This window comes from Rhabdonatronobacter sediminivivens, from assembly GCF_013415485.1.
Classification (GTDB): Bacteria; Pseudomonadota; Alphaproteobacteria; order Rhodobacterales; family Rhodobacteraceae; genus Rhabdonatronobacter; species Rhabdonatronobacter sediminivivens.
The window spans coordinates 61,472-82,707 of the sequence record NZ_JACBXS010000018.1 but is presented as its reverse complement, the minus strand read 5'-3'; the positions used below and the strand labels follow the sequence as shown (position 1 = coordinate 82,707).

Sequence of the window (21,236 nt, the reverse complement as noted above, 5' to 3'; positions counted from 1 at the left end):
AGGGTCGGGCGCGTCCCGGGCTGGTCGCCCGGGACAGGGCTTGTGGAAAGCATGCCGAGGAACAGTTTCCCGGTCCCATGCCTGAAGCTTCGGAGGCGGGCGACTTTTTCAGCAACCTGTTAAGGGCCGTGTTTGCAGGGGCGGAACCATGCGAGAAACCGCTGTCCCCGCGGGGACAGCGGCTTTTTTCTGTGTCAGAGGTAGGGTGGGGAGCCCAGAGAAAAACATTATTTTTCAATAGCTTATGGCAATTCCCTGATGCAGGCCCGTCCTTGATGGCGCTGCGGGGCCGGATCAGTCGGGGCGCTTGCCCCGGCGTGGGGGTTCGTTGCCGCCCTTGCCGCGTGGCCCCGCACCGCGTGTGGAGGGTTTGCCCGCACCGCCCTTGCCCGCGCCGCTCTTGCCTGCACTGTCCTTGCCCGGGCCGGGTCGGCGCGGGGGGGCGGCGGGTTTGCCCGGCGGGGTGTAGCGGGCCGAGACATCGGCGGGGTTGCCGCGCGCCCGGGCTGCGGGGGCATCGGCTCCGGCATGGGGTTTGCGCCCGGGTTTGCCAGTCGGCTTTCCTGGGGGCTTTCCTGGGGGCTTCCCGCTGGGTTTTCCGGCGGGTTTGGGGCCGTGCTTGCGCGGGTGTTTTCCGGCGGGCTTGCCGTCCGGTCTGTCGGCTGGGCCGTCACCGGGCTTGCTGCGCGCCTCCGTCCGGGGTTTGGCCCCGGGGCCTTTGCGGTGGGGTGTACCGGTGCCTTCGGGGCGGGGGGCAGGTTTGGGTGCGCTGTCGGCGCGGGGCTTGCGCGGCTGGGGCTTGCGCGGCTCCGGGGGCGGGGCAGGGGGCGCCGGGGTGCTGACGGGCGGGGCAGGGGGGGGCTCTGTCCCCGCGGGGACAGGAGGTGTGGTGTCGGAGGCCGGGGCAGGGCGGGTCCAGCGCGCGGCCCGCGGGGCGGGGGGGACCTCGGGGGCGCCGTCCAGCAGCCGCGCGGTGATGCCTTCTTCCAATGTGCCGCCGGGGCCAAGGGCCTGCTGGAAACCGGGCACTGCGGCTTCGGCCAGCTCTACATGGGTTTCGCCCTCCTGCACGCGGATGGCGCCAATGGCGGTGCGGTCCAGATTGCCCGCCCGGCACAGCAGCGGCAGCAGCCAGCGCGGCTCGGCCCGCTGGGCGCGGCCCACCGACAGCGCCACCCAGCGGCTGGGGCCAAAGGGTTTGCGTTCGCGCCGGGGCGCGGCGGTGTCAGGGGGCAGCAGTTCCTCTGGCGCGGCATGGCGGGCCTGATGCAGCCGCAGCAGCGCCGCGGCAATGGCCCGGGGCGGGTGCAGCGCCAGCAGGCGTTCGGCAAAGGCCGCCTGGTCCTCGGTCGGCGGTTCGGTCCAGGCGGGATCGGCCAGCAGGCGGTCCTCATCGCGGCGCAGGATATCCTCGACCGAGGGGGCATCCACCCAGTCGGCGCTGATCTTCGCCCATCGCAGCAACTGCTCCGCCCGCTTGACCGAGCGCGGCGGCACGATCAGCGCCGAAATCCCCTTGCGCCCCGCGCGCCCCGTCCGCCCCGAGCGGTGCAGCAGGCTTTCGGTGTTGTTGGGCAGGTCCGCATGGATCACGATGTTCAGCCGCGGCAGGTCGATCCCGCGCGCCGCCACATCGGTGGCCACGCAAACCCGCGCGCGCCCGTCGCGCATGGCCTGCAGCGCATGGGTGCGTTCGCTCTGGCTGAGTTCGCCCGAAAGCGTCACCACCGACAGCCCGCGATTGGCCAGCCGCGCGGTCAGATGGTTCACCGCCGCGCGGGTGTTGGCAAAGACGATGGCGCTGTCATCTTCATGAAACCGCAGCAGGTTGAACACGGCATTGTCCACATCCGACGCCGCCACCCGCACCGCATGATAGGCGATATCGGCATGTTGTTCGGCGGGGGCGGTGGTGGTCACGCGCTGCGCATCATGCTGGTATTGCTGCGCCAGCCGGGCGATCGTGGGCGGAACGGTGGCCGAGAAGAGCAGCGTGCGGCGGGTGGCCGGGGCCTCGGCCAGCATGAATTCCAGATCCTCGCGGAAGCCCATGTCCAGCATCTCGTCGGCCTCGTCCAGGACCAGCGCGCGGATGGCGCCCAGGTCCAGCGCGCCGCGTTCGATATGGTCACGCAGCCGCCCCGGCGTGCCGACCACCAGATGCGCGCCACGCTCCAGCGCGCGCCGTTCGGTGCGGATGTCCATGCCGCCAACGCAGGACACCACCACCGCCCCGGTCTGTGCATAAAGCCAGGTCAGTTCGCGCATCACCTGCAGCGCCAGTTCGCGCGTGGGGGCGACCACCAGCCCCAGCGGGGCGGCGGCGGGGCCAAAGGCAATATCCTCGTCCAGCAGGGTAGGGGCGATGGCCAGGCCAAAGCCCACCGTCTTGCCCGAGCCGGTCTGCGCCGAGACCAGCAGGTCGCGCCCGGCCAGTTCGGGGGCGATGACCGCCTGTTGCACGGGGGTGAGCGTTCCGAAACCGCGCTGCGCAAGCGCTTCGGACAGGGGAGGGATCATGTGGGGGGTATCCATGGGAGAGATCAGGCAAGAGGCGCCCGTGTAACCGGGCCGGGGCGGAAAGTATACGGTGATTCGTGTCCTGATGCAGGGGGATGTCGGACGCAGCGCCGTTGCGCGCCAAAGGATGATCGGCGCAGGGGGGCCGGATCACCCGGGGTGCGGCTTCAGGGCGCGCGCGCAGATTCTGCCGCCCCGGCCTTTGCCGCGGGCGCCCTGGGGGATAGATAGGGGCAAGGCGCCCGCGCGCCCGCCCACCGCAACCACCCCCGGAGAGCCCCATGGACCTGCGCGCATCATTCATCGAAGGCATGAGCCGCGCGGCCACCTTCGTCACCGTGGCCACCACCGATGGCGATGGCGGGCGGGCGGGGGTGACGGTGTCCTCGTTGACTTCTGTTTCCGCCGATGGCGACGCGCCGGCGCTGTTGGCCTGTATCCACCACGAAAGCCCCGCCGCGGTGGCGATCCTGAAGAACCGGGCCTTCTGCGCCAATCTTCTGCACCAGAGCCAGCAGCAGGTTGCCAACCTCTTTGCCGGGCGGCTGGACCAGGGCGACCGGGCCACCCGGTTCGACCGCGCCGACTGGACCCCCGGCACATTCGCGCAACCGCTGCTGGCCGGGGCCACGGCGGCCTTTGAATGCCAGCTGGCGACCGCGCTGTTGTGGGAAACGCATTACATCATTCTGGGCCGGGTGCAGGCCGTGCACCTGTCCGACCAGCCCGAAACGCTGCTGTACGGTGGCCGCGCCTATCGCCGCGCCGTGGGGCTGGAGGGCTGAAGCCCTCCAGAGCCTCCCCCTCACGCAACCGCGCGCAGCCCCAGAATGTCCCGCGCCTGCTGCCATGTGGCCACCGGGCGGGCGTGCTTTTCGCACAGCTCCACCGTGCGCGCGACCAGCGCGGCGTTTGACGGCGCCAGCGTGCTGCGGTCCAGGCGGATGTTGTCCTCCAGCCCGGTGCGGGTATGGCCGCCGCGGGCAATGGCCCATTCGTTCACCCGGATCTGGTTGGGGCCGATCCCGGCGGCGCACCAGAGCGCATCGGGGGCAAAGCGGTTCAGGGTTTCGATATAGATGTCCAGGATACGCTCATCGGCGATCATGGCATTCTTCACCCCCATGACAAACTGCACATAAAGCGGCCGCTTCAGCCGCCCGTCCTCGGCCATCCGTGCGGCCTGGATGACATGGGACAGGTCAAAGGCCTCGATCTCCGGCATCACCTCATGGGCGATCATCTCGGCGGCCAGCCAGTCCACCAGATCGGGCGGGTTTTCATAGACGCGGGTGGGAAAGTTGTTCGACCCCACCGAAAGCGAGGCCATGTCCGGGCGCAGCGGCAGCATCCCGCCGCGCGCGCGCCCCGCCCCCGAACGCCCGCCGGTGGAAAACTGGATGATCATGCCGGGGCAGTGCTTTTCCAGCCCCTCCTTCAGCCGGGCAAAGCGGTCCGGGTCCGATGTGGGGGCGCCGGCGTCATCGCGCACATGGCAATGGGCAATGCTGGCCCCGGCCTCGAAGGCGGCCTGGGTGCTTTCGACCTGTTCCGCCACGGTCACCGGCACCGCCGGGTTGTCAGCTTTGGTGGGCACCGATCCGGTGATCGCCACGGCGATGATACAGGGGTTGGTCATCGGTCATGTTCCTTGCAGTTCTTGCGCGACAGTGCCCCGCCGGGCATGAAGCCGCGGGCCGGGCGCCGCCCCCTGGCTGCGGCCATGCGCGGCAAAGGGGGCTTGATGCCTCAGGAATAGGGCGATTGTGGCGGGGGCTGCAAGCGAATTGCCCGCAGCCCTCGCCCGGGGTAGGACTTGCGCCAGGGAGGCCCGCCATGACCAAAGCGACCCATCTGAAAACCATCGAACAGCGGCTGCTCTGGCTGTCGCACTGGATGATCCACCGTGCCAACCACATCCGCCCCAAGGCCGATGCCATCAAGCTGGGCGGGCATCAGGCGTCCTCGGCCTCGATGGTGTCGATCCTGACGGCGCTTTATTTCAGCGCCCTGCGGCCACAGGACCGGGTGGCGGTCAAACCCCATGCCGGGCCGGTGTTCCACGCCATCCAGTATCTGATGGGCCAGCAGACCCGCGAGAGGATGGAGGCGTTTCGCGGGCTGGGGGGCGTGCAAAGCTACCCCTCGCGGACCAAGGACGCGGGCGATGTGGATTTCTCTACCGGGTCGGTCGGGCTGGGGGTGGCGATCACTTCGTTTGCCTCCATGGTGCAGGACTATCTGGCCGCCAAACCCTGGGGCGCCGACATCCCGCAGGGGCGCATGGTGGCGCTGGTGGGCGATGCCGAACTGGATGAGGGCAACATCTACGAGGCCCTGCAGGAGGGCTGGAAGAACGAGTTGCGCAACTGCTGGTGGATCGTGGATTACAACCGCCAGTCGCTGGACGGGATCGTGCGCGAAGGGCTGTTCGAACGGGTGGAGAAGATCTTTGACGCCTTCGGCTGGGATGTGGTGCGCATCAAGCACGGCGCCCTGCAACGCGCGGCCTTTGCCGAACCGGGGGGCGGCGCCCTGCGCGACTGGATCGACCGCTGCCCCAATGCGGAATATTCGGCGCTGACCTATCAGGGCGGCGCGGTCTGGCGGCGGCGCCTGATGGAGGATCTGGGCGATCAGGGGGCGGTAAGCGCGCTGATCGACCGCCGGTCGGACGCCGAACTGGCCGCGCTGATGGAGAACCTGGGCGGCAATTGCGTGCAGACCATGGCCGATACCTTCGCCGCCATCGACCATGACCGCCCCACCTGCTTTCTGGCCTATACGATCAAGGGCTGGGGCACGCCGATTGCCGGGCACAAGGACAACCACGGCGGGCTGATGACCCGCGCGCAGATGGCCGAATGGCAGGCGCATATGGGCGTGCCCGAGGGGCAGGAGTGGGAGCCCTTCGCCGCCGTCCCGGACCCCAACGCCCTGCGCGATTTCCTGACCCGCGTGCCGTTCTTTGCCCGCGCGCCCCGCCGCTACACCGATGCCCGCCTGCCGGTCCCGGCGATCGAATTCTCCACCGACCGTGAGATTTCGACCCAGATGGCCTTTGGCAAGATGCTGGACGGGCTGGCGCGCGGCGACAGTGATCTGGCCGCGCGCATCCTCACCACCTCGCCGGATGTCACCGGGACCACCGGGCTGGGCCCCTGGGTCAACCGGCGCAAGCTGTTCGCGCGCACCGCGCTGCCCGATGCCTTCATCGAACACCGCATCCCCTCCACCGCGAAATGGGAGTTTTCGCCAAAGGGCCAGCATATCGAACTGGGCATCGCCGAGATGAACCTGTTCCTGCTGCTGGGCGCGGCGGGGCTGGCGCACAGCCTCTGGGGCAGGCGGCTGATCCCCATCGGCACGGTTTATGACCCGTTCGTGCATCGCGGCCTCGATGCGCTGAACTACGCCTGCTATCAGGATGCGCGCTTCATCATCGTGGGCACCCCTTCGGGCGTGACGCTGGCGCCCGAGGGCGGCGCGCATCAGTCCATCGGCACGCCGCTGACCGGCATGGCGCAGGACGGGCTGGCGAGTTTCGAGCCTGCATTCGCCGATGAACTGGCGGTGATCCTGGAATGGGCGTTCGACTATCTGCAGCGCGATGGCGAGGGGGACCCGGATGAGCGCACCTGGCTGCGCGATGAAACCGGCGGCTCGGTCTATCTGCGGCTGACCACCAAGCCGCTGGAACAGCCCGGCAAACGCGCCGATGACGCCTTTCGGCAGGGGGCCATCGACGGGGCCTACTGGCTGCGCAGGCCGGGGCCGAATGCCTCGGTCGTGATCGCCTATCAGGGGGCGGTGGCCGATGAGGCGATCGCCGCCGCCGGGCTGGCCGCCGAACACCGGCGCGATGTCGGCGTGCTGGCCGTCACCTCGGCCGACCGGCTGAACGCGGGCTGGACGGCGGCGCAGCGCGAACGCGCGCGCGGCAATCCGGCGGCGCAATCCCATATCGAGCGCCTGCTGGCAGAGCTTCCGCGCGAAGCGGCGCTGGTCACGGTGATCGACGGGCACCCGGCGACGCTGGGCTGGCTGGGATCGGTGGCCGGGCACCGGACCATCGCCCATGGGGTGGAACATTTCGGCCAGACCGGCACCATCGCAGAGCTTTACCGCCATTTCCGCATCGACCGCGCATCGCTGCTGGAATCCATCGCACGGCTGACCGAAGGCGCGGCCTTTCGCTAGAGTTCGCCCCCTGACGAAAGGCTCCCGCGCCCCATGCAATGCTGTCGTGAAGGGGGGGGTGTGCGGACCTTTCTGCCGTTGGTCATTGGGCGCGAAGCCGCGCTGCGTCGGGCCTCGGTGCGGCGATCCGTGCCGTGAGCTATCGTGCTTCATGGCAGCCAGATCCGTAAAACTTCCAGGCTATGCAGTTGTGGCAGCCAAGTCGCCGTGCCGGGGGGCGGCCCGGCGAGGCGCGGCGGGCTGACGCCCTTGATTCCGCGCCGGGGAGCGACCGCTCAGGGCTCCAAGCAATCATAGGGTATCTTGTGTCAGGTGGCGAGCACTAACAGGCCTCTGAAAAAGTCACCCGCCTCCGAATGTTCGGGCAAGGGACCGGGAAACTGTTCCTCGGTACGCTTTCCACAAGCCCTGTCCCGGGCGACCAGCCCGGGACGCGCCCACCCAGGGTCGCGCGCGTCCCTTTGCGCCGGGGTTCGATGCAGGAACAGGAACAGTTTTCCTGACGGGCGCTGCCCGATCTTTTTCGGCAGCCCACCAGGGCGAATCACCGGACCTGCCACCCGTTGCGGTGCGGGTGCAAAGGGCGGTCACGCGGGAAGGCCGCGTCTCAGCCCCAGTCCAGCACCACCTTGCCCGATTGCCCGCTGGCCATGACCTCGAACCCGCGGGCGAAATCCTGGGCGGCGAAGCGGTGGGTGATGACCGGGCGCACGTTCAGGCCGTTTTCAAGCATGGCGATCATCTTGTACCAGGTCTCGAAGATCTCGCGCCCGTAGACGCCCTTGATGGTGATCGCCTTGAACACGATCCGCGACCAGTCCACCGGCGACTTGCCCGGCGGGATGCCCAGCAGGGCGATGCGCCCGCCCATGACCAGGTTCTCCACCATCTGATCCAGCGCCGTCTGGTTGCCGGACATCTCCAGCCCCACGTCGAACCCCTCGCGCATCCGCAGGCGGGATTTTACGGCGGCCAGATCCTCCTGCGCCACGTTCACCGGCACCACATCGGCCACCTGCGTGGCCAGATCCAGCCGGGCGGGGTTCACATCGGTGATCACCACATGGCGCGCGCCCACATGGCGGGCCACCGCCGCCGCCATGATCCCGATTGGCCCGGCGCCGGTGATCAGCACATCCTCGCCCACCAGATCGAAGGACAGCGCCGTGTGCACCGCATTGCCCAGCGGGTCCAGGATGGCGCCGATCTCATCATCGATGGCATCGGGCAGGGGGACCACGTTGAAGGCCGGCAGCGCCAGGTATTCGGCAAAGGCGCCGGGTTCGTTGACACCGATGCCGCGGGTTTCGGGGTCCAGGTGGAACTTGCCCGCGCGGGACTGGCGGCTGTCATGGCCGATCAGATGCCCCTCGCCCGAGCAGCGCTGCCCGACCTCCAGCCCGGTGACATTGCGCCCCAGCGCCACGATCTCGCCTGCGAATTCATGGCCGGTGATCAGGGGCACGGGGACGGTGCGGGCCGCCCAGTCATCCCAGTTCCAGATATGGATATCAGTGCCGCAGATGCCGGTCTTGCGCACGCGGATCAGCACCTCATCGGGGCTGATTTCGGGCACCGGGGCCTCGATCTGCCACAGGCCGGGTTCGGGGCGGGATTTCTGCAGGGCCTTCATGGCAGCACTCCGGTTTCGCGGCCCGCGCGGGTGAAGGCGGCCAGGGCCTCGTCAAGGTCATCGCGGGTCAGCCGCGCGTTCATCTGGGTGCGGATGCGGGCCTGCCCCTTCGGCACCACCGGATAGAAGAAGCTCGCCACATGCACGCCGAGGTCAAAGAGCCGCGCCGCCATGGCCTGCGCGCGGTGGGCATCATGGGTCATCACCGGGATGATGGGGTGGTCGCCGGGCAGCAGGGTGAAGCCCGCATCCGCCAGCCCCGCGCGCCAATGGGCGGCATTGTCAAACAGCGCCGCGCGCAGGTCATCGGCGGCTTCCACCAGGTCCAGCGCGGCCAGCCCCGCAGCGGTGATCGCCGGGGGCAGGGCGTTGGAGAACAGATAGGGCCGGGCGCGCTGGCGCAGCAGGTCCACCACCGGCTGCGGCCCGGCCACATAGCCCCCCAGCGCGCCGCCAAGCGCCTTGCCCAGAGTGCCGGTCAGGATATCCGCCCGCACGCCGAAATGCGCCGGAGTGCCGCGCCCCTGCGGCCCCATGAATCCCGTAGCGTGGCAGTCATCGACCATCACCAGCGCGTCGTAGCGGTCGGCCAGGGCGCGGATTTCCGGCAGCTTCGCCAGATACCCGTCCATGGAGAACACCCCGTCGGTGGCGATCATCACATGGCGCGCGCCGCCCTGCCGCGCCGCCTGCAACTGCGCCTCCAGATCGTCCATGTCGGAATTGGCGAAGCGGAAGCGCCGGGCCTTGGACAGGCGGATCCCGTCGATGATGCTGGCATGGTTCAGCGCGTCCGAGATCACGGCATCCTGCGGCCCCAGCAGCGGTTCGAACAGCGCGCCATTGGCATCGAAACAGGCGGCAAAGAGGATGCTGTCCTCGGTGCCCAGATACTGCGCCAGCCGGGTTTCCAGCTGGCGGTGCAGATCTTGGGTGCCGCAGATGAACCGGACCGAGGCCAGCCCGAACCCGTGGTCCTGCATCGCGCGGGTGGCGGCATCGACCAGCGCGGGGTGATCGGCCAGGCCCAGGTAGTTGTTGGCGCAGAGGTTGATGACGCGGCGCCCCTCCATCTCGACCCGCGCGCCCTGGGCCGAGGTGATCTGGCGTTCATGCTTGAACAACCCGTCGGCGCGGATCTCATCAAGGGTGGCGCGGATATGGTCCAGAAAGGGTGCAGGCATGGGGTTCTCCGGTATTTCGGCGGCTTGTCCGTCAAAGCGGATCACGTGTCAACATCCCGTATGCGCCAAAGCGGAAATATATCCGCTATTGCGACGCAACGATCAGAAAGACCCGGGCCGGGCCGTTGGCGGCGGCGATCCGGTGCGGCTGGTCGGCCTGGTAATGGGCGGTGTCGCCGGTGCCCAGGCCGGTTTCGTCATGGCCCGCGCGCAGGGTCACGGCGCCCTCCAGCACGGTCAGCGCCTCACGCGTGCCGGGGGTGTGGGGGTCGCTGTCCAGCACGCCGCCGGGGTCAAGGGTTATGTCATAGACCTCCAGCACGCCCACCGCTTCGGGGGGGGACAGGATGGTGATCCGGCAGCCCTGGCCGTGCCCGGCGATGCGCGGGGCCTGTTCGGCGGTGATGACCTGGATGTGCGGCGCCTTTGGACCGTCCAGCAGCCCGGCGAAATCCACCTGCAAGGCGCGGGTCAGGTTCCACAGCGTCGCCACCGTGGGCGAGGATTCGCCCCGTTCGATCTGGCTGACCATGGAGCGGCTGACGCCCGAGAGCTTCGCCACCGCATCCAGCGACAGGCCTTGCCGCTGGCGGGCCTCTTTCAGGCGTGCGGGCAGGCGGCTGAGGATCTGGTCGGCGCTGTCAGGGGCGGGATCGGCGGGCATGGGATCAGCTTTGGCACAGCCGCGCGCGGTGTCAATGCCCGCAGCGGCGTGGGGCAGGGCGGGGCCGCCCGGAAATGCGGCACCTGGTGGCACCTGGCAGGGCCGGGATGGGGGCAGGGTGGAACTGTGGCTTGACCGGGGGCGGTCTGGCTGGAATACTGCATCCAAATCGTACGCGGCATGCAGGCCCTGACGGCAGACCGGAACACCCCGGTTTGCAGTCGGGGCTTTTTGCGTGACGCGCGCGGCAATCGGATGCGGTAACCGCAGGGGACAGGGCAACCATGGCGCGACGGGTGATCGAAATCGGGCTGCTGTTTTCGCAATCCGGCGTCTATGCCCCCATTTCGCAGGCCGGGCGGGCCGGGGCGTTGCGGGGGATCGACGCGGTGAACACCGACCCGGCGCTGGACATCACCCTGCAGCCGGTGGAGCGTGACCCGCAGGGGAATGTGGACCACTACGGGCCGCTTTGCACCGAAATCCTGCGCGAAACCGGCGCGCGCCATGTGATCGGCACAACCACATCCTGGAGCCGCAAGGAAGTCATCCCGGCGCTGGATCGGGCGGGCGGGGCGCTGTGGTATCCCTGCCCCTATGAGGGGTATGAGGCCTCGGACCGTGTTGTCTATACCCATGCCTGCCCCAACCAGCACCTGATCCCGCTGTTCGACTGGGTGCTGCCGCGCCATGGCGCGCGCGCCAGTCTGGTCAGCTCCAACTACATCTGGGGGTGGGAGATGAGCCGCATCGCCCATGACCTGATCGCCGAGGCCGGGGGCACGGTGCTGTCCGAACGCTACCTGCCGCTGGGCGATACCGATGTGGACCGGCTGGTGGCGGAAATCGCGGCGGCGCGGCCGCAATTCGTGCTCAATTCGCTGGTGGGGCCGTCCTCCTATGCGTTCATGGCGGGGATGGCGGCGCTGGCCGCGCGCGATCGCGCCTTTGCGCCGGAGCGCTGCCCCATCCTGTCCTGCAACCTGACCGAATGCGAGTTGCAGGCCATGGGCGCGGCGGCCGAGGGGGTGATCTCGGCCGGGCCGCATTTCGCGGGCTATACCGGCCCCGCCGCCTGGAGCGGGCAACCGCCGGGTGGGTTTGCATCCTCGATGGAGGGGGCGGCCTTTCGCGCGGTGCGGGCGCTGGCGCGGCTGCTGGCCCACCGCCCCGGGGCCGAGCATCTGGAACTTTCGGCGCTGCTGGCCAGCGATGCGGCGGCGGGGATTGACCGGTCCACCCATCACATGACCCAGCCGGGGCTGGTGGCGCAACTGCGCGGGGGTCGGTTCCAGGTGATCTCGGCCACTGCCGATATCGCCCCCGACCCCTATCTGGCGCGCAGCCATCTGCGCCGGGAGGGCGCTTCCCGTCTGCGCGTGGTGCGGCCATGACCCGGGCGCCACAGACCCCGCGCCGCCCCCTGGTCCCTGATCTGGGCGGCAAGCGCGCGGTGATCCTGCACCGGCCCAACCCCACGCTGGATGCGCTTGCGCGGCAACTGGCCAAGATCGGCCTGCAGGTGTCCGATTGCTGGCCGGACCTGCCCGCCGCCGCCGCCACGGCCGATTACGTCTTTTTCGATGCCGACATGGGCCATGATGAGCAATTCCCCTGGGCCCGCGGCGCCGCGCCGATGCCGCTGATCGCGCTGATCGGGTCCGAGGCGCCGGGCCGCGTGGCCTGGGCCATGGCGCAGGGCGCCTGCGGGCAGATCCTCAAACCCGTGGGGGATGGCGGCGTCTACAGCGCGCTGCTGATCGCGCGGCAGGTGTTCGATGAGCGCGCCGCGCTCAACGGGCGGATCGCGGGGCTGGAGCAGCGGCTGGGCGCGCGCCAGACCATCGTGCAGGCGGTGGCGCTGCTGGGCCTGCATGAATATGGCGAAGGCCACGCCTATAACCGTCTGCGCCAGCTGGCCATGGTCTGGCGCGTGCCGATCGAGGATGCCGCCGAGCGGATCGTCGCCCATGGCCGCGACCCGGCCGAAGACGCCGCCGCCGCCGCCCGCAATTGCCGCCGCTGAGCGGCCCGGACCAACCACGAAAGAGGACTCCATGTGCAGAGCCTGTGACCATACCATCCACGCCGCCCAGCATCATTTCGGCTGGGACAAATCCATCGCCCCGGTGCTGCGCGCCGAACCGGGCCAGACGATCCTGTTTCATTGCAAGGACAGCTCGGCCGGGCAGTTGGGGCCGGACTCCACGGTTGACGATGTCAAGGCGCTGGATTTCTCGAAGATCAACCCCGTATCCGGGCCGGTCTGGGTCGAAGGGGCCGAACCGGGCGACGCGCTGAAGATCACGCTGGACAGCTTCACCCCGCAGCCGCGCAACGGCGCCGGGTTCGGCTGGACCGCCAATATCCCCGGCTTCGGCCTGCTGGCCGATCAGTTCACCGACCCGGCGCTGACAGTCTGGAAATACGATCACAACACCATGGCGCCCGCGCTTTTCGGCACCGAGGGGCGCGTGCCGCTGAAACCCTTTGCCGGGACCATCGGCAATGCGCTGGCCGAAGCGGGCAACCATTCGGTGGTCCCGCCCCGGCGGGTGGGCGGCAACATGGATATCCGCGACCTTTCGGCGGGCACCACGCTTTACCTGCCGGTCGAGGTGGCGGGCGCGCTGTTTTCGGTCGGTGACACCCATGCCGCCCAGGGCGATGGCGAGGTCTGCGGCACCGCCATCGAAAGCCCCATGGATGTGGTGCTGACCGTCGATCTGGTAAAGGGCGCCAACCTGAAGATGCCGCGCTTCACCACGCCCGGCCCCGTCACACGCCATCTGGATGCCAAGGGCTATGAGGTCACCACCGGGATCGGCCCGGACCTGATGGCCGCCGCGCGCGATGCGGTTTCGGGCATGATCGATTTCCTGTGCGCCACGCGGCAGATGGCGGCGGTGGATGCCTATATGCTGGTCTCCACCTGCGGTGATCTGCGGATTTCGGAGATCGTGGACCAGCCCAACTGGATCGTGTCCTTCTACTTCCCGCGCTGCGTCTTCGAATAAGCGCCCCTGACCTGGCGGAGCGCCCGAAAAACGGGCGCTTCACCTCTGCCCCTGCCGGCGCCTGCGATTTCCTTCTTGACCTTGCTGGCCCGGCTGCGGAATGATGATCGAAATATCGGAGCAATCCGACCCGGCATTCAAGCCCTCGTTCTGTCCGCCCTGTTTCCCGGCGGCACGGAACGGGGGCTTTTGCGTTTGCGCGCTGCCCGCGGGACGGCGCAGCCAGGGATCGGACGGCCCAGGAATGGATGGATGATGACGGACCGCGCCTTGCCCCCTTCTGCCAAGACAGCGCCTGTGCTGCAGGTGCGCGATCTGGTGACCGAATTCACCACCGACGAAGGGCGCCTGCGCGCCGTCGATGGCGTCAGCTTCGATCTGCACGCGGGCCAGACGCTGGCGGTTGTGGGCGAAAGCGGGTCCGGCAAATCGGTCACCAGCCTGTCGGTGATGGGGCTGTTGCCCGCGCGGATCGGGCGCGTGGCGGGGGGCAGCATCAAGCTGGACGGCAAGGACCTGGTGGGCATCTCCGAACGCCGGATGCAGAGGGTGCGCGGCAATGACATCGGCATGATCTTTCAGGAACCGATGACCAGCCTGACCCCGGTCTATACCGTCGGCGACCAGATCGCCGAGGCGATCCTGACCCACCGTGACATCAGCCGCCGCGCCGCCCGCGCCCGCGCCGTGGAGCTGCTGGAGCAGGTGGGCATCCCCGAGCCCAAACTGCGCGCGCGCGCCTATCCGCATCAGCTTTCGGGCGGGATGCGCCAGCGGGTGATGATCGCCATCGCGCTGGCCTGTGACCCGCGCGTGCTGATCGCCGATGAACCCACCACCGGGCTGGACGTGACCATTCAGGCCCAGATCCTGGAATTGCTGCGCCGCCTGCAGGCCGAGACCGGCATGGCGATCCTGTTCATCACCCATGATCTGGGCGTGGTGGCCGAAATCGCCGACCGGGTGCTGGTCATGTATGCCGGCCAGATGGTCGAGGAAGCCCCGGTCGAGGCGCTCTTTGCCCAGCCGCGGATGCCCTATACGATCGGGCTTCTGGGGTCCACGCCGCGCCCGGGGGCCTCGGCCCTGGCGGCGGGGGCGGCGCCGCGGCTGCGCGCCATTCCCGGCAATATCCCCAGCCCCCGCGCCCTGCCGCAGGGCTGCCGCTTTCACCCCCGCTGCACCCATATGCGCGAGGGGCTGTGCACCACCGCCGCGCCGCCGCTGGACAGCGCCGCCCCCGGCCATCAGGTCCGCTGCGCCCGCTGGCGCGATGTCGCAACCCAGGAGGCCCGGACATGAGCGCGCCGCTGCTGTCCGTGCGCGATCTGCGCACCCATTTCCCCGTGCGCGGCGCCACGCCGTTTTCGCGCAAGAAGATCGTGCGCGCCGTGGACGGGCTGGGTTTCGACCTTCAGCGCGGCCAGATCCTCAGCCTGGTGGGGGAAAGCGGGTCCGGCAAGACCACGGCGGGGCGGTCGATCCTGCGGCTGATCGAGCCGACCTCGGGCCAGGTGGAATTCGACGGGACCGACCTGCTGGCGCTCAACGCCGCCGAGCTGCGCGCCACGCGGCGGCGGATGCAGATCATATTCCAGGACCCTTTCGCCAGCCTGAACCCGCGCATGAGCGTAGGCCGGATCATCGCCGAAGGCATGAAGCTGCACGGCATCGGCGAGGGCACGCAGGACCGGCGGGACCGCGTGGCCGCCCTGCTGGAGCGCGTGGGCCTGAGCCGCGAGCACATGACCCGCTACCCGCATGAGTTCTCCGGCGGCCAGCGCCAGCGCATCGGCATCGCCCGCGCCCTGGCGGTGGAGCCTGATTTCATCCTGGCCGATGAGCCGGTCTCGGCGCTGGATGTGTCCATTCAGGCGCAGGTCCTGAACCTGTTGCAGGACCTGCGCGCCGATCTGGGCCTGACCATGGTGTTCATCGGCCATGACCTGAGCGTGGTCGAATACCTGTCGGACCGGGTGGCGGTGATGTATCTGGGCCGGATCATGGAGATTGCCGACGCGCGTGACCTCTATGCCCGGCCAACCCACCCCTATACCGAGGCGCTGCTGTCCGCCGCCCCCGTCCCCGTTCCCGGCGCGCGGGGCCAGCGCGTGTTGCTGAAGGGGGAAACCCCGTCACCGGTGGCGCCGCCTTCGGGCTGCGTGTTCCGCACCCGCTGCCCCATCGCCGGGCCGGACTGCGCCGCCACCGTGCCCGAACTGCGCGAGATCGGCCCCGGACACCGGGTCGCCTGCATCAAACGAGGTTGATGACGCCACAAGGCCGGGGCGCAAGGGGTCGGCGCCCGGGCCCGTCCAACCTGAACGAAGAACCGACCCGACAGTGAGGAAACCACCATGAAACGATTGTTGATGCTGTCCACCGCCGCGGTCATCGGCACCGCCATGGCCGCGCCCGGGGATCTCTGGGCCGAACCCGTGCGCGGGGGCACCCTGCAGGTTGGCCTGGCCGATGACCCGCCTGAACTTGACCCCCATCTGACCAGCTCCAACGCCTCGCGCACGGTGCTGCACAATATCTTTGCCACCCTGGTCGAGGTCGATGACGAGCTGCAGATCCAGCCCGAACTGGCCGAACGCTGGGAGGTCAGCGAGGAGGGCACCGAATACACCTTCTACCTGCGCGAAGGCGTGACCTTCCACGACGGCACCGCGTTGGATGCCGAGGCCGTGGCCTTCAACTTCGCACGCATGATGGACCGCGATTTCGGATCGGCCCGCGCGGGCGAGCTGGCTTTTGTCGAAGAGGTGACGGTGGATGGCCCGCTGCAGGTGACCGTGCGCCTCAGCCAGCCCTTTGGCGCCTTTCTGCCAGCGATGGCCAGCTGGTCGGGGATGATGGTCTCGCCCGCCGCTGTCGAAGAGCATGGCGCCGATTTCGGCCAGGTGCTGGTGGGCGCAGGCCCCTTCCGCTTTGTCGAACGCATCCGCGATGACCGCGTGGTGCTGGACCGCTTTGACGATTACTTCAAGGACGGGCTGCCCTATCTGGATCAGGTGATCTATCGTCCGTTCGTCGATGCGGAATCGCGGATCGTGAATCTGGAAACCGGGTCGATCCACATCATCAACACGGTGCCGGGGCGCGCGGTCTCGCGCGTGCAGGACAACCCCGATATCGAGCTCAGCATCGTCGGCGGCCTGGGCTTCCGCGGCATCTGGGTCAACACCCAGTCCGAGGAACTGGGAACCCCCGAACGCCGCGCCGCCGTTTCGGCCTGTATCGACCGGCGCGTGGTGGTGGATACCGTGTTCGGCGAGGCTGCGGTGCCCGCCGTTGGCCCGTTCTCGCCCGCGACCTGGGTGGTGGACAGCCCCGATGAGGCCCCGCACCGCGATCTGGACCTTTCGCGCGAGATGCTGGAGGCGGCGGGCGTGCCGGATGGGTTCTCCTTCCCGCTGCTGATCACGCCGGATGATGAAAGCATCCGCGTGGCCTCGATCTATGCCGCCATGTGCTCCGAGGTCGGCATCGACATCCAGCTGCAGCAGGTGGAATTCGGCACCATCCTGTCGCGCATGGGCGAGGCGAACTACGCCGCCGCGCAGATCGAACTGAGCCCGCGCAATGACCCGGATCTGAGCGCGCATCCGTGGTTCCACACCGATGGCGGGGTGAACTTCAGCCACTACAGCAGCGAAGAGATGGACCGCCTGCTGGATGAAGCCCGCGCCGCCGTCGATCAGGACGAACGCCGCGCGCTGTATCGCGAGGCGCTGGAGGTCTTCAACACCGACTTCCCCTATATCTTCACCTACCACCTGCAGGAGATGAAGGCCTTCCGCACCGATCTGCAGGGCTATCGCCACATCCCCGATTCGATGATGCGCTTCGAGGATGTCTGGCTGGCGGAGTAACGCCGCCTGACGGCCTGCACCGCGGCGGCCGATCCGCCGCGGCGCCCCTTTTCAACAGGAGGTCCACACCGTGGTCTTTTTCGTCCTGCGCCGCATGCTGGGCATGATCCCCATTCTGTTCCTGATCACCATCGGGGTGTTTCTGGTGATGCAGGTGCTGCCGGGCGATCCCGCGCGGATGATCCTGGGCCAGGAGGCCACCCCCGAGGCGCTGGCCGCCGTGCGCGAAAGGCTGGGCCTGAACCAGCCGCTGCATATGCAGTACCTGTCCTGGCTGGGCAATGTGATGACCGGTGATCTGGGGCGGTCCATGGTGGACAACAGCCCCGTGTCGCGCGCGATCCTCAACGCGCTGCCGGTGACGCTGCAGATCACGGCGCTGGCCCTGCTGGTGGGGTTGGTGATCGGCGTGCCCGCGGGCGTGATCGCGGCCACCAGCCCGGGACGGCTGGGCGACGGGGTGGCCACCTTCATCGGCCTGACCTGCATTTCGCTGCCCGGTTTCTGGGTGGCGGTGCTGCTGCTGTACGTCTTTTCACTCTGGCTGGGGTGGCTGCCGTCCTCGGGCTTCGTGCGTTTCAGCGTGGACCCCTGGCAAAGCTTCCTGCATTCCATCATGCCCGCGATTGCCCTGGGCCTGCGCCCGGCGGGGATCTTCATGCGGCTGGTGCGCTCCTCCATGATCGAGGTGATGAAATCCGACTATGTGCGCACCGCACGGGCCAAGGGGCTGACCGCGCGGGCGGTGATCCTGCGCCACGGGCTGCGGACCTCGCTGATCCCGCTGGTGACGATCCTGAGCGTGGAATTCGCCGCGCTGCTGGGCAATGTGGTGGTGATCGACACCATCTTCGGGTTGCCGGGCTTCGGGCGGCTGATCTTCAATTCGGTGCTGCGGCTGGACCTGACCATGATGCAAAGCCTGGTGCTGATCTTTGCCGTGGCGGTGATCGTCATCAATCTGGTGACCGATATCCTGTATTTCATCCTCGACCCCCGCATCAAGGAGCGCTGAGATGGCCCGCGTCCTGCGTCGAATGCTGCGCCGCCCGCTGGGGGCGCTTGGCCTGCTGATCGTCACCGCGCTGGTGGTGGTGGCGATCTTTGCCCCCCAGATCGCGCCCCATGACCCCACCCGCCCGGATTTCATGGCCATCCTGCAACCCCCCGGCGATGTCTACCTGCTGGGCACGGATGAGCTGGGGCGCGATATCCTCAGCCGGTTGATCTATGGCGCGCGCGCGTCGCTGCAGGCGGGGCTGATCGCGGTGCTGCTGGCCGCGGGGATCGGTGTGCCGATCGGGCTGGTTTCCGGGTATTTCCGGGGGCCGCTGGATGAATATGTGGTCATGCGCCTGACGGATGCGATGATGGCCTTTCCGGTGATCGTGCTGGCGCTGGCGATGACGGCGGTGATGGGGCCCAGCCTCTATACCGCGATGATCGCCATCGGCATCGTCTATTCGCCGATCTTCATCCGGTTGGCCCGGGCGCAGACCCTGTCCGTGCGCGAAACCGAATATGTCGAGGCCGCGCGCGCCCTGGGCAACCGCCATCTGGGGATCATGGTCAAGCATGTGCTGCCCAATATCGCCAGCCCGCTGGTGATCCAGATGTCGGTCAGCATGGCCACGGCGATCCTGGTGGAAAGCGCGCTGAGCTTTCTGGGACTGGGCGTGCAGCCGCCGACGCCCAGTTGGGGGTCCATGCTGCGCATCGGCACCAATTACATGTCCGAGGCGCCCCTGATCTCGTTCTGGCCGGGGCTGGCGATCTTTGTGGCGGTGCTGGGGATCAACCTGTTCGGCGATGCGCTGCGTGACGTGCTGGACCCCCGCAACCGCTGAGCGGGGTCAGCCCAGTGCCAGCAGCGCGGCCAGCGCCACCCATCCGGCGGTTTCCGATGCCAGCTGCACCGCGCCCAGCACATCGCCCGTCTGGCCGCCCAGCCTGCGCTGCGCGCGCCGCGCCAGCAGCGCGCCGCTGGCCGCCATCAGCGCCAGCACCCACAGGCTGCCAGCCCCGGTCCACAGCGCCAGCCCGGCCAGCAACAGCGCGCCGGGCAGAAGCGCGCCGGGCGCCACGCCGCGGACTTGCTGGCCCAGCCCGTCGTCGCGCGCAGGTGGCAGCGCCCACATGGCGCCCAGCATGGCCATCCGGCTGGCCACGCCGATCAGCAGCGCCTGCGCCAGCCCCAGCCCGGCGCCGATCTGCGCCAGCGCCGCCGCCCCCAGCCCGATGGCAAAGACCAGCGCCAGCACCCCATAGGTGCCGATGCGGCTGTCGCGCATGATCTCCAGCGCATGTGCGCGGTCCCGCCCGCCGCCCAGGCCATCGGCGCAATCGGCCAGCCCGTCATGGTGCAACCCCCCGGTCAGCAGCGCTGCCGCCCCCAGCCCCAGCAGGGCCGCCCCCATCGGCGCCAGCCCCAGCGCCAGCGCGCCCGCCAGCACCGCCCAGAGCACCGCCCCCGGCAACAGCCCCACCAGCGGAAACGCCCAGGCCCCCGCGGCCAGCCCCGGCGCCGGATCCGCCAGCCGCCCCGCGGGCAGCCGCGTCAGCAACATCACCGCCAGTTGCAGCTCTTGCAGGCGCCGGGTCACGCGGTGATCCCGGCCTCGGCAAAGGTGGCCATGCCATTGTGACAGGCCAGCGCCCCGCGCAGCACGTTCAGCGCCAGCGCCGCGCCGGTCCCCTCGCCCAGGGCCATGCCCAGCGACAGCAGCGGCGCCTTGCCCAGGGCCGCTGCCAGCCGGGCGTGGCCCGGCTCGGCGCTCTGATGGGCGATCAGGCAGTGATCCAGCACCTCGGGCCGTGCCCCGTGCAGCGGCGCCACGGCGGCCGAGCAGATGAACCCGTCCAGAAGCACCGGGATCCGCGCCATCCGCGCCGCCAGCACCGCCCCGCACAGGGCCGCCTGTTCCCGCCCGCCAAGGGCGGCCAGCAGCGCCAGCGGCGCCAGCCCTGCGTGGCGGGCCACCGCGCGCTCCACCACCGCGGCCTTCTGCGCCATCCCGGCGGCATCGGCGCCGGTCCCGGGGCCGACCCAATCCGCCGCCGCCCCCCCGAACACCGCCTGCGCCAAGGCCGCCGAAATGGTGGAATTGCCGATCCCCATTTCCCCCAGCACCAGCACATCGGCGCCCGGGTCCACCGCCGCCGCGCCCGTGTTGAAGGCCGCCAGCGCCTCTGCGGCAGGCATCGCCGGGCCCTGGGTGATATCGGCGGTGGGCCGCTCCAGATCCAGCGGCACCACCCGCAGATCCGCCCCCGCCACGGCGCAAAGCTGGTTGATCGCCGCCCCCCCGGCGGCGAAATTCGCCACCATCAGCGCCGTGACCGCCTGCGGAAAAGGGTTCACCCCCTGCGCACAGACACCATGATTTCCGGCAAAGACCAGCGCCTGCGCCCGGTCGATCCGGGGCCGGTCATTGCCCCGCCAGGCCGCCATGAACAGCGCCAGTTCCTCCAGCCGCCCCAGCGACCCGGGCGGCTTGGTCAACTGCGCCTGCCGCGCAACGGCGCCTTCGCGCGCGGCGGGATCGGGGGCGGGCAGCGGCAGGGTCAGCAGGTCTTCCAGCCGCGAGAGTGGAAAAGGCGCCATGTCTCAACCTCCGGGGGGTTTGATCTTCAGGGGCTGCCCGGCCACGCAGAGCCAGACCTCGTCACAGGCCGCGCCAAGCCGCTGGTTGGTCCAGCCCGCCATGTCCCGGAACCGCCGCGCCAGGGCGTTTTCAGGCACGATCCCGCTGCCCAGCTCATTGGTGACAAATACCACCGGGGCCGAAAGCGTAGGCAGCAGATCGCAGAGCGCGGCAACCTCGGCCTCCCAGTCGCGTTCGGCAAACATCAGGTTGCTCAGCCACAGCGTGACACAATCCACCAGCCGCGGCGCGCTATCCGTGGCGCGCAGGGCGGCACAGAGCTCCAGTGGGGTGGCGTGCGTCCGCCATTCGAGGCCGCGCCGCGCCTGATGACGGGCAATCCGGTCGGCCATCTCGGCGTCACCGGCTTCGGCGGTGGCCACATAGACCGCCGGGCGCCCCAGGCTCAGGGTCATGCGCTCGGCCAATGTGCTTTTGCCCGACCGCGCGCCCCCGGTTATCAGAATCGACTTTGCCATCAAGGCGTGACAAAGCA

Annotated in this window: 18 protein-coding genes; 10 read left to right on the top strand and 8 right to left on the bottom strand. The window is 69.0% G+C overall.

All coding sequences use genetic code 11. The features are described 5' to 3' along the window. Positions 1 to 294 precede the first annotated feature (294 nt). On the bottom strand, positions 295 to 2,520 hold the full coding sequence (locus HUK65_RS10350) for a DEAD/DEAH box helicase (RefSeq protein WP_179906097.1): 2,226 nt from the start codon (positions 2,518 to 2,520) through the stop codon (positions 295 to 297). A 281-nt stretch (positions 2,521 to 2,801) separates the two neighbouring features. Here HUK65_RS10350 and HUK65_RS10345 point away from each other — a divergent pair, with 281 nt between their 5' ends. Continuing rightward, on the top strand, positions 2,802 to 3,305 hold the full coding sequence (locus tag HUK65_RS10345; protein ID WP_179906092.1) for a flavin reductase family protein: 504 nt from the start codon (positions 2,802 to 2,804) through the stop codon (positions 3,303 to 3,305). Between the two features lie 20 nt (positions 3,306 to 3,325). Here the strand turns inward: HUK65_RS10345 and HUK65_RS10340 are convergent, their stop codons facing one another. Continuing rightward, complete coding sequence (locus HUK65_RS10340) at positions 3,326 to 4,159, bottom strand: BKACE family enzyme (RefSeq protein WP_179906091.1); 834 nt, start codon at positions 4,157 to 4,159, stop codon at positions 3,326 to 3,328. A gap of 197 nt (positions 4,160 to 4,356) precedes the next feature. On the opposite strand from HUK65_RS10340, the gene HUK65_RS10335 reads away from it, so the two are divergent. Next, positions 4,357 to 6,720 (top strand): 1-deoxy-D-xylulose-5-phosphate synthase N-terminal domain-containing protein, encoded by a 2,364-nt coding sequence (locus HUK65_RS10335; protein WP_179906090.1) that lies wholly within the window; start codon positions 4,357 to 4,359, stop codon positions 6,718 to 6,720. Between the two features lie 607 nt (positions 6,721 to 7,327). Here the strand turns inward: HUK65_RS10335 and tdh are convergent. The 3 genes from tdh to HUK65_RS10320 form a co-directional block, all read right to left on the bottom strand. After that, positions 7,328 to 8,353: an L-threonine 3-dehydrogenase gene (tdh, locus tag HUK65_RS10330; RefSeq protein ID WP_179906089.1), complete on the bottom strand. Its 1,026-nt coding sequence runs from the start codon at positions 8,351 to 8,353 to the stop codon at positions 7,328 to 7,330. Next, entirely contained in the window at positions 8,350 to 9,537 is a 1,188-nt protein-coding gene (locus HUK65_RS10325) for a glycine C-acetyltransferase (RefSeq protein ID WP_179906088.1), read from the bottom strand. The genes tdh and HUK65_RS10325 overlap by 4 nt, the downstream gene beginning before the upstream one ends. 85 nt (positions 9,538 to 9,622) lie before the next feature. Next, on the bottom strand, positions 9,623 to 10,201 hold the full coding sequence (locus HUK65_RS10320; protein WP_179906087.1) for a helix-turn-helix domain-containing protein: 579 nt from the start codon (positions 10,199 to 10,201) through the stop codon (positions 9,623 to 9,625). A gap of 284 nt (positions 10,202 to 10,485) precedes the next feature. On the opposite strand from HUK65_RS10320, the gene HUK65_RS10315 reads away from it, so the two are divergent. The 8 genes from HUK65_RS10315 to HUK65_RS10280 all read left to right on the top strand — a co-directional run bounded on the left by HUK65_RS10315 (position 10,486) and on the right by HUK65_RS10280 (position 18,943). Next, positions 10,486 to 11,595 carry a transporter substrate-binding protein gene (locus HUK65_RS10315; protein WP_179906086.1) on the top strand — a complete coding sequence of 370 codons (1,110 nt, stop codon included), beginning with the start codon at positions 10,486 to 10,488 and terminating at the stop codon, positions 11,593 to 11,595. After that, positions 11,592 to 12,227, top strand: a complete 636-nt coding sequence (locus tag HUK65_RS10310) for an ANTAR domain-containing response regulator (protein ID WP_179906085.1) — start codon at positions 11,592 to 11,594, stop codon at positions 12,225 to 12,227. Before HUK65_RS10315 ends, HUK65_RS10310 begins: the two co-directional genes overlap by 4 nt. A gap of 31 nt (positions 12,228 to 12,258) precedes the next feature. Beyond that, positions 12,259 to 13,218 (top strand): acetamidase/formamidase family protein, encoded by a 960-nt coding sequence (locus HUK65_RS10305; RefSeq protein ID WP_179906084.1) that lies wholly within the window; start codon positions 12,259 to 12,261, stop codon positions 13,216 to 13,218. A gap of 255 nt (positions 13,219 to 13,473) precedes the next feature. Continuing rightward, positions 13,474 to 14,520, top strand: a complete 1,047-nt coding sequence (locus tag HUK65_RS10300; protein WP_235441888.1) for an ABC transporter ATP-binding protein — start codon at positions 13,474 to 13,476, stop codon at positions 14,518 to 14,520. Next, complete coding sequence (locus tag HUK65_RS10295; protein WP_179906082.1) at positions 14,517 to 15,488, top strand: ABC transporter ATP-binding protein; 972 nt, start codon at positions 14,517 to 14,519, stop codon at positions 15,486 to 15,488. The genes HUK65_RS10300 and HUK65_RS10295 overlap by 4 nt, the downstream gene beginning before the upstream one ends. Before the next feature lie 87 nt (positions 15,489 to 15,575). After that, positions 15,576 to 17,096, top strand: a complete 1,521-nt coding sequence (locus HUK65_RS10290; protein WP_179906081.1) for an ABC transporter substrate-binding protein — start codon at positions 15,576 to 15,578, stop codon at positions 17,094 to 17,096. A 70-nt stretch (positions 17,097 to 17,166) separates the two neighbouring features. Then, a complete protein-coding gene (locus HUK65_RS10285; RefSeq protein ID WP_179906080.1) occupies positions 17,167 to 18,111 on the top strand; it encodes an ABC transporter permease in 945 nt (314 codons plus the stop codon). Position 18,112: 1 nt separating this feature from the next. Beyond that, positions 18,113 to 18,943, top strand: coding sequence for an ABC transporter permease (locus HUK65_RS10280; protein WP_179906079.1), 831 nt, complete (start codon positions 18,113 to 18,115; stop codon positions 18,941 to 18,943). Between the two features lie 6 nt (positions 18,944 to 18,949). Here the strand turns inward: HUK65_RS10280 and HUK65_RS10275 are convergent, their stop codons facing one another. Genes HUK65_RS10275 through cobU form a run of 3 tightly spaced genes read right to left on the bottom strand, consistent with a single transcriptional unit; the run spans position 18,950 to position 21,219 of the window. Next, complete coding sequence (locus tag HUK65_RS10275) at positions 18,950 to 19,699, bottom strand: adenosylcobinamide-GDP ribazoletransferase (RefSeq protein WP_327787100.1); 750 nt, start codon at positions 19,697 to 19,699, stop codon at positions 18,950 to 18,952. Then, positions 19,696 to 20,700: a nicotinate-nucleotide--dimethylbenzimidazole phosphoribosyltransferase gene (cobT, locus tag HUK65_RS10270; RefSeq protein ID WP_179906078.1), complete on the bottom strand. Its 1,005-nt coding sequence runs from the start codon at positions 20,698 to 20,700 to the stop codon at positions 19,696 to 19,698. Before cobT ends, HUK65_RS10275 begins: the two co-directional genes overlap by 4 nt. A gap of 3 nt (positions 20,701 to 20,703) precedes the next feature. Further along, the gene (gene cobU / locus HUK65_RS10265) at positions 20,704 to 21,219 is read right to left on the bottom strand and encodes a bifunctional adenosylcobinamide kinase/adenosylcobinamide-phosphate guanylyltransferase (protein WP_179906077.1); all 516 of its coding nucleotides are present in this window, start codon (positions 21,217 to 21,219) and stop codon (positions 20,704 to 20,706) included. Between the last annotated feature and the right edge of the window lie 17 nt (positions 21,220 to 21,236).

Bases quoted from the DNA above. Each gene is read 5' to 3' on its own strand.
- HUK65_RS10350 (WP_179906097.1), bottom strand. From the start codon at position 2,520: ATGATCCCTCCCCTGTCCGAAGCGCTTGCGCAGCGCGGTTTCGGAACG.
- cobU (WP_179906077.1), bottom strand. From the start codon at position 21,219: ATGGCAAAGTCGATTCTGATAACCGGGGGCGCGCGGTCGGGCAAAAGC.
- tdh (WP_179906089.1), bottom strand. From the start codon at position 8,353: ATGAAGGCCCTGCAGAAATCCCGCCCCGAACCCGGCCTGTGGCAGATC.
- HUK65_RS10305 (WP_179906084.1), top strand. From the start codon at position 12,259: ATGTGCAGAGCCTGTGACCATACCATCCACGCCGCCCAGCATCATTTC.
- HUK65_RS10325 (WP_179906088.1), bottom strand. From the start codon at position 9,537: ATGCCTGCACCCTTTCTGGACCATATCCGCGCCACCCTTGATGAGATC.
- HUK65_RS10310 (WP_179906085.1), top strand. From the start codon at position 11,592: ATGACCCGGGCGCCACAGACCCCGCGCCGCCCCCTGGTCCCTGATCTG.
- HUK65_RS10345 (WP_179906092.1), top strand. From the start codon at position 2,802: ATGGACCTGCGCGCATCATTCATCGAAGGCATGAGCCGCGCGGCCACC.
- HUK65_RS10295 (WP_179906082.1), top strand. From the start codon at position 14,517: ATGAGCGCGCCGCTGCTGTCCGTGCGCGATCTGCGCACCCATTTCCCC.
- HUK65_RS10300 (WP_235441888.1), top strand. From the start codon at position 13,474: ATGACGGACCGCGCCTTGCCCCCTTCTGCCAAGACAGCGCCTGTGCTG.
- HUK65_RS10335 (WP_179906090.1), top strand. From the start codon at position 4,357: ATGACCAAAGCGACCCATCTGAAAACCATCGAACAGCGGCTGCTCTGG.
- HUK65_RS10320 (WP_179906087.1), bottom strand. From the start codon at position 10,201: ATGCCCGCCGATCCCGCCCCTGACAGCGCCGACCAGATCCTCAGCCGC.
- cobT (WP_179906078.1), bottom strand. From the start codon at position 20,700: ATGGCGCCTTTTCCACTCTCGCGGCTGGAAGACCTGCTGACCCTGCCG.
- HUK65_RS10315 (WP_179906086.1), top strand. From the start codon at position 10,486: ATGGCGCGACGGGTGATCGAAATCGGGCTGCTGTTTTCGCAATCCGGC.
- HUK65_RS10280 (WP_179906079.1), top strand. From the start codon at position 18,113: ATGGCCCGCGTCCTGCGTCGAATGCTGCGCCGCCCGCTGGGGGCGCTT.
- HUK65_RS10340 (WP_179906091.1), bottom strand. From the start codon at position 4,159: ATGACCAACCCCTGTATCATCGCCGTGGCGATCACCGGATCGGTGCCC.
- HUK65_RS10290 (WP_179906081.1), top strand. From the start codon at position 15,576: ATGAAACGATTGTTGATGCTGTCCACCGCCGCGGTCATCGGCACCGCC.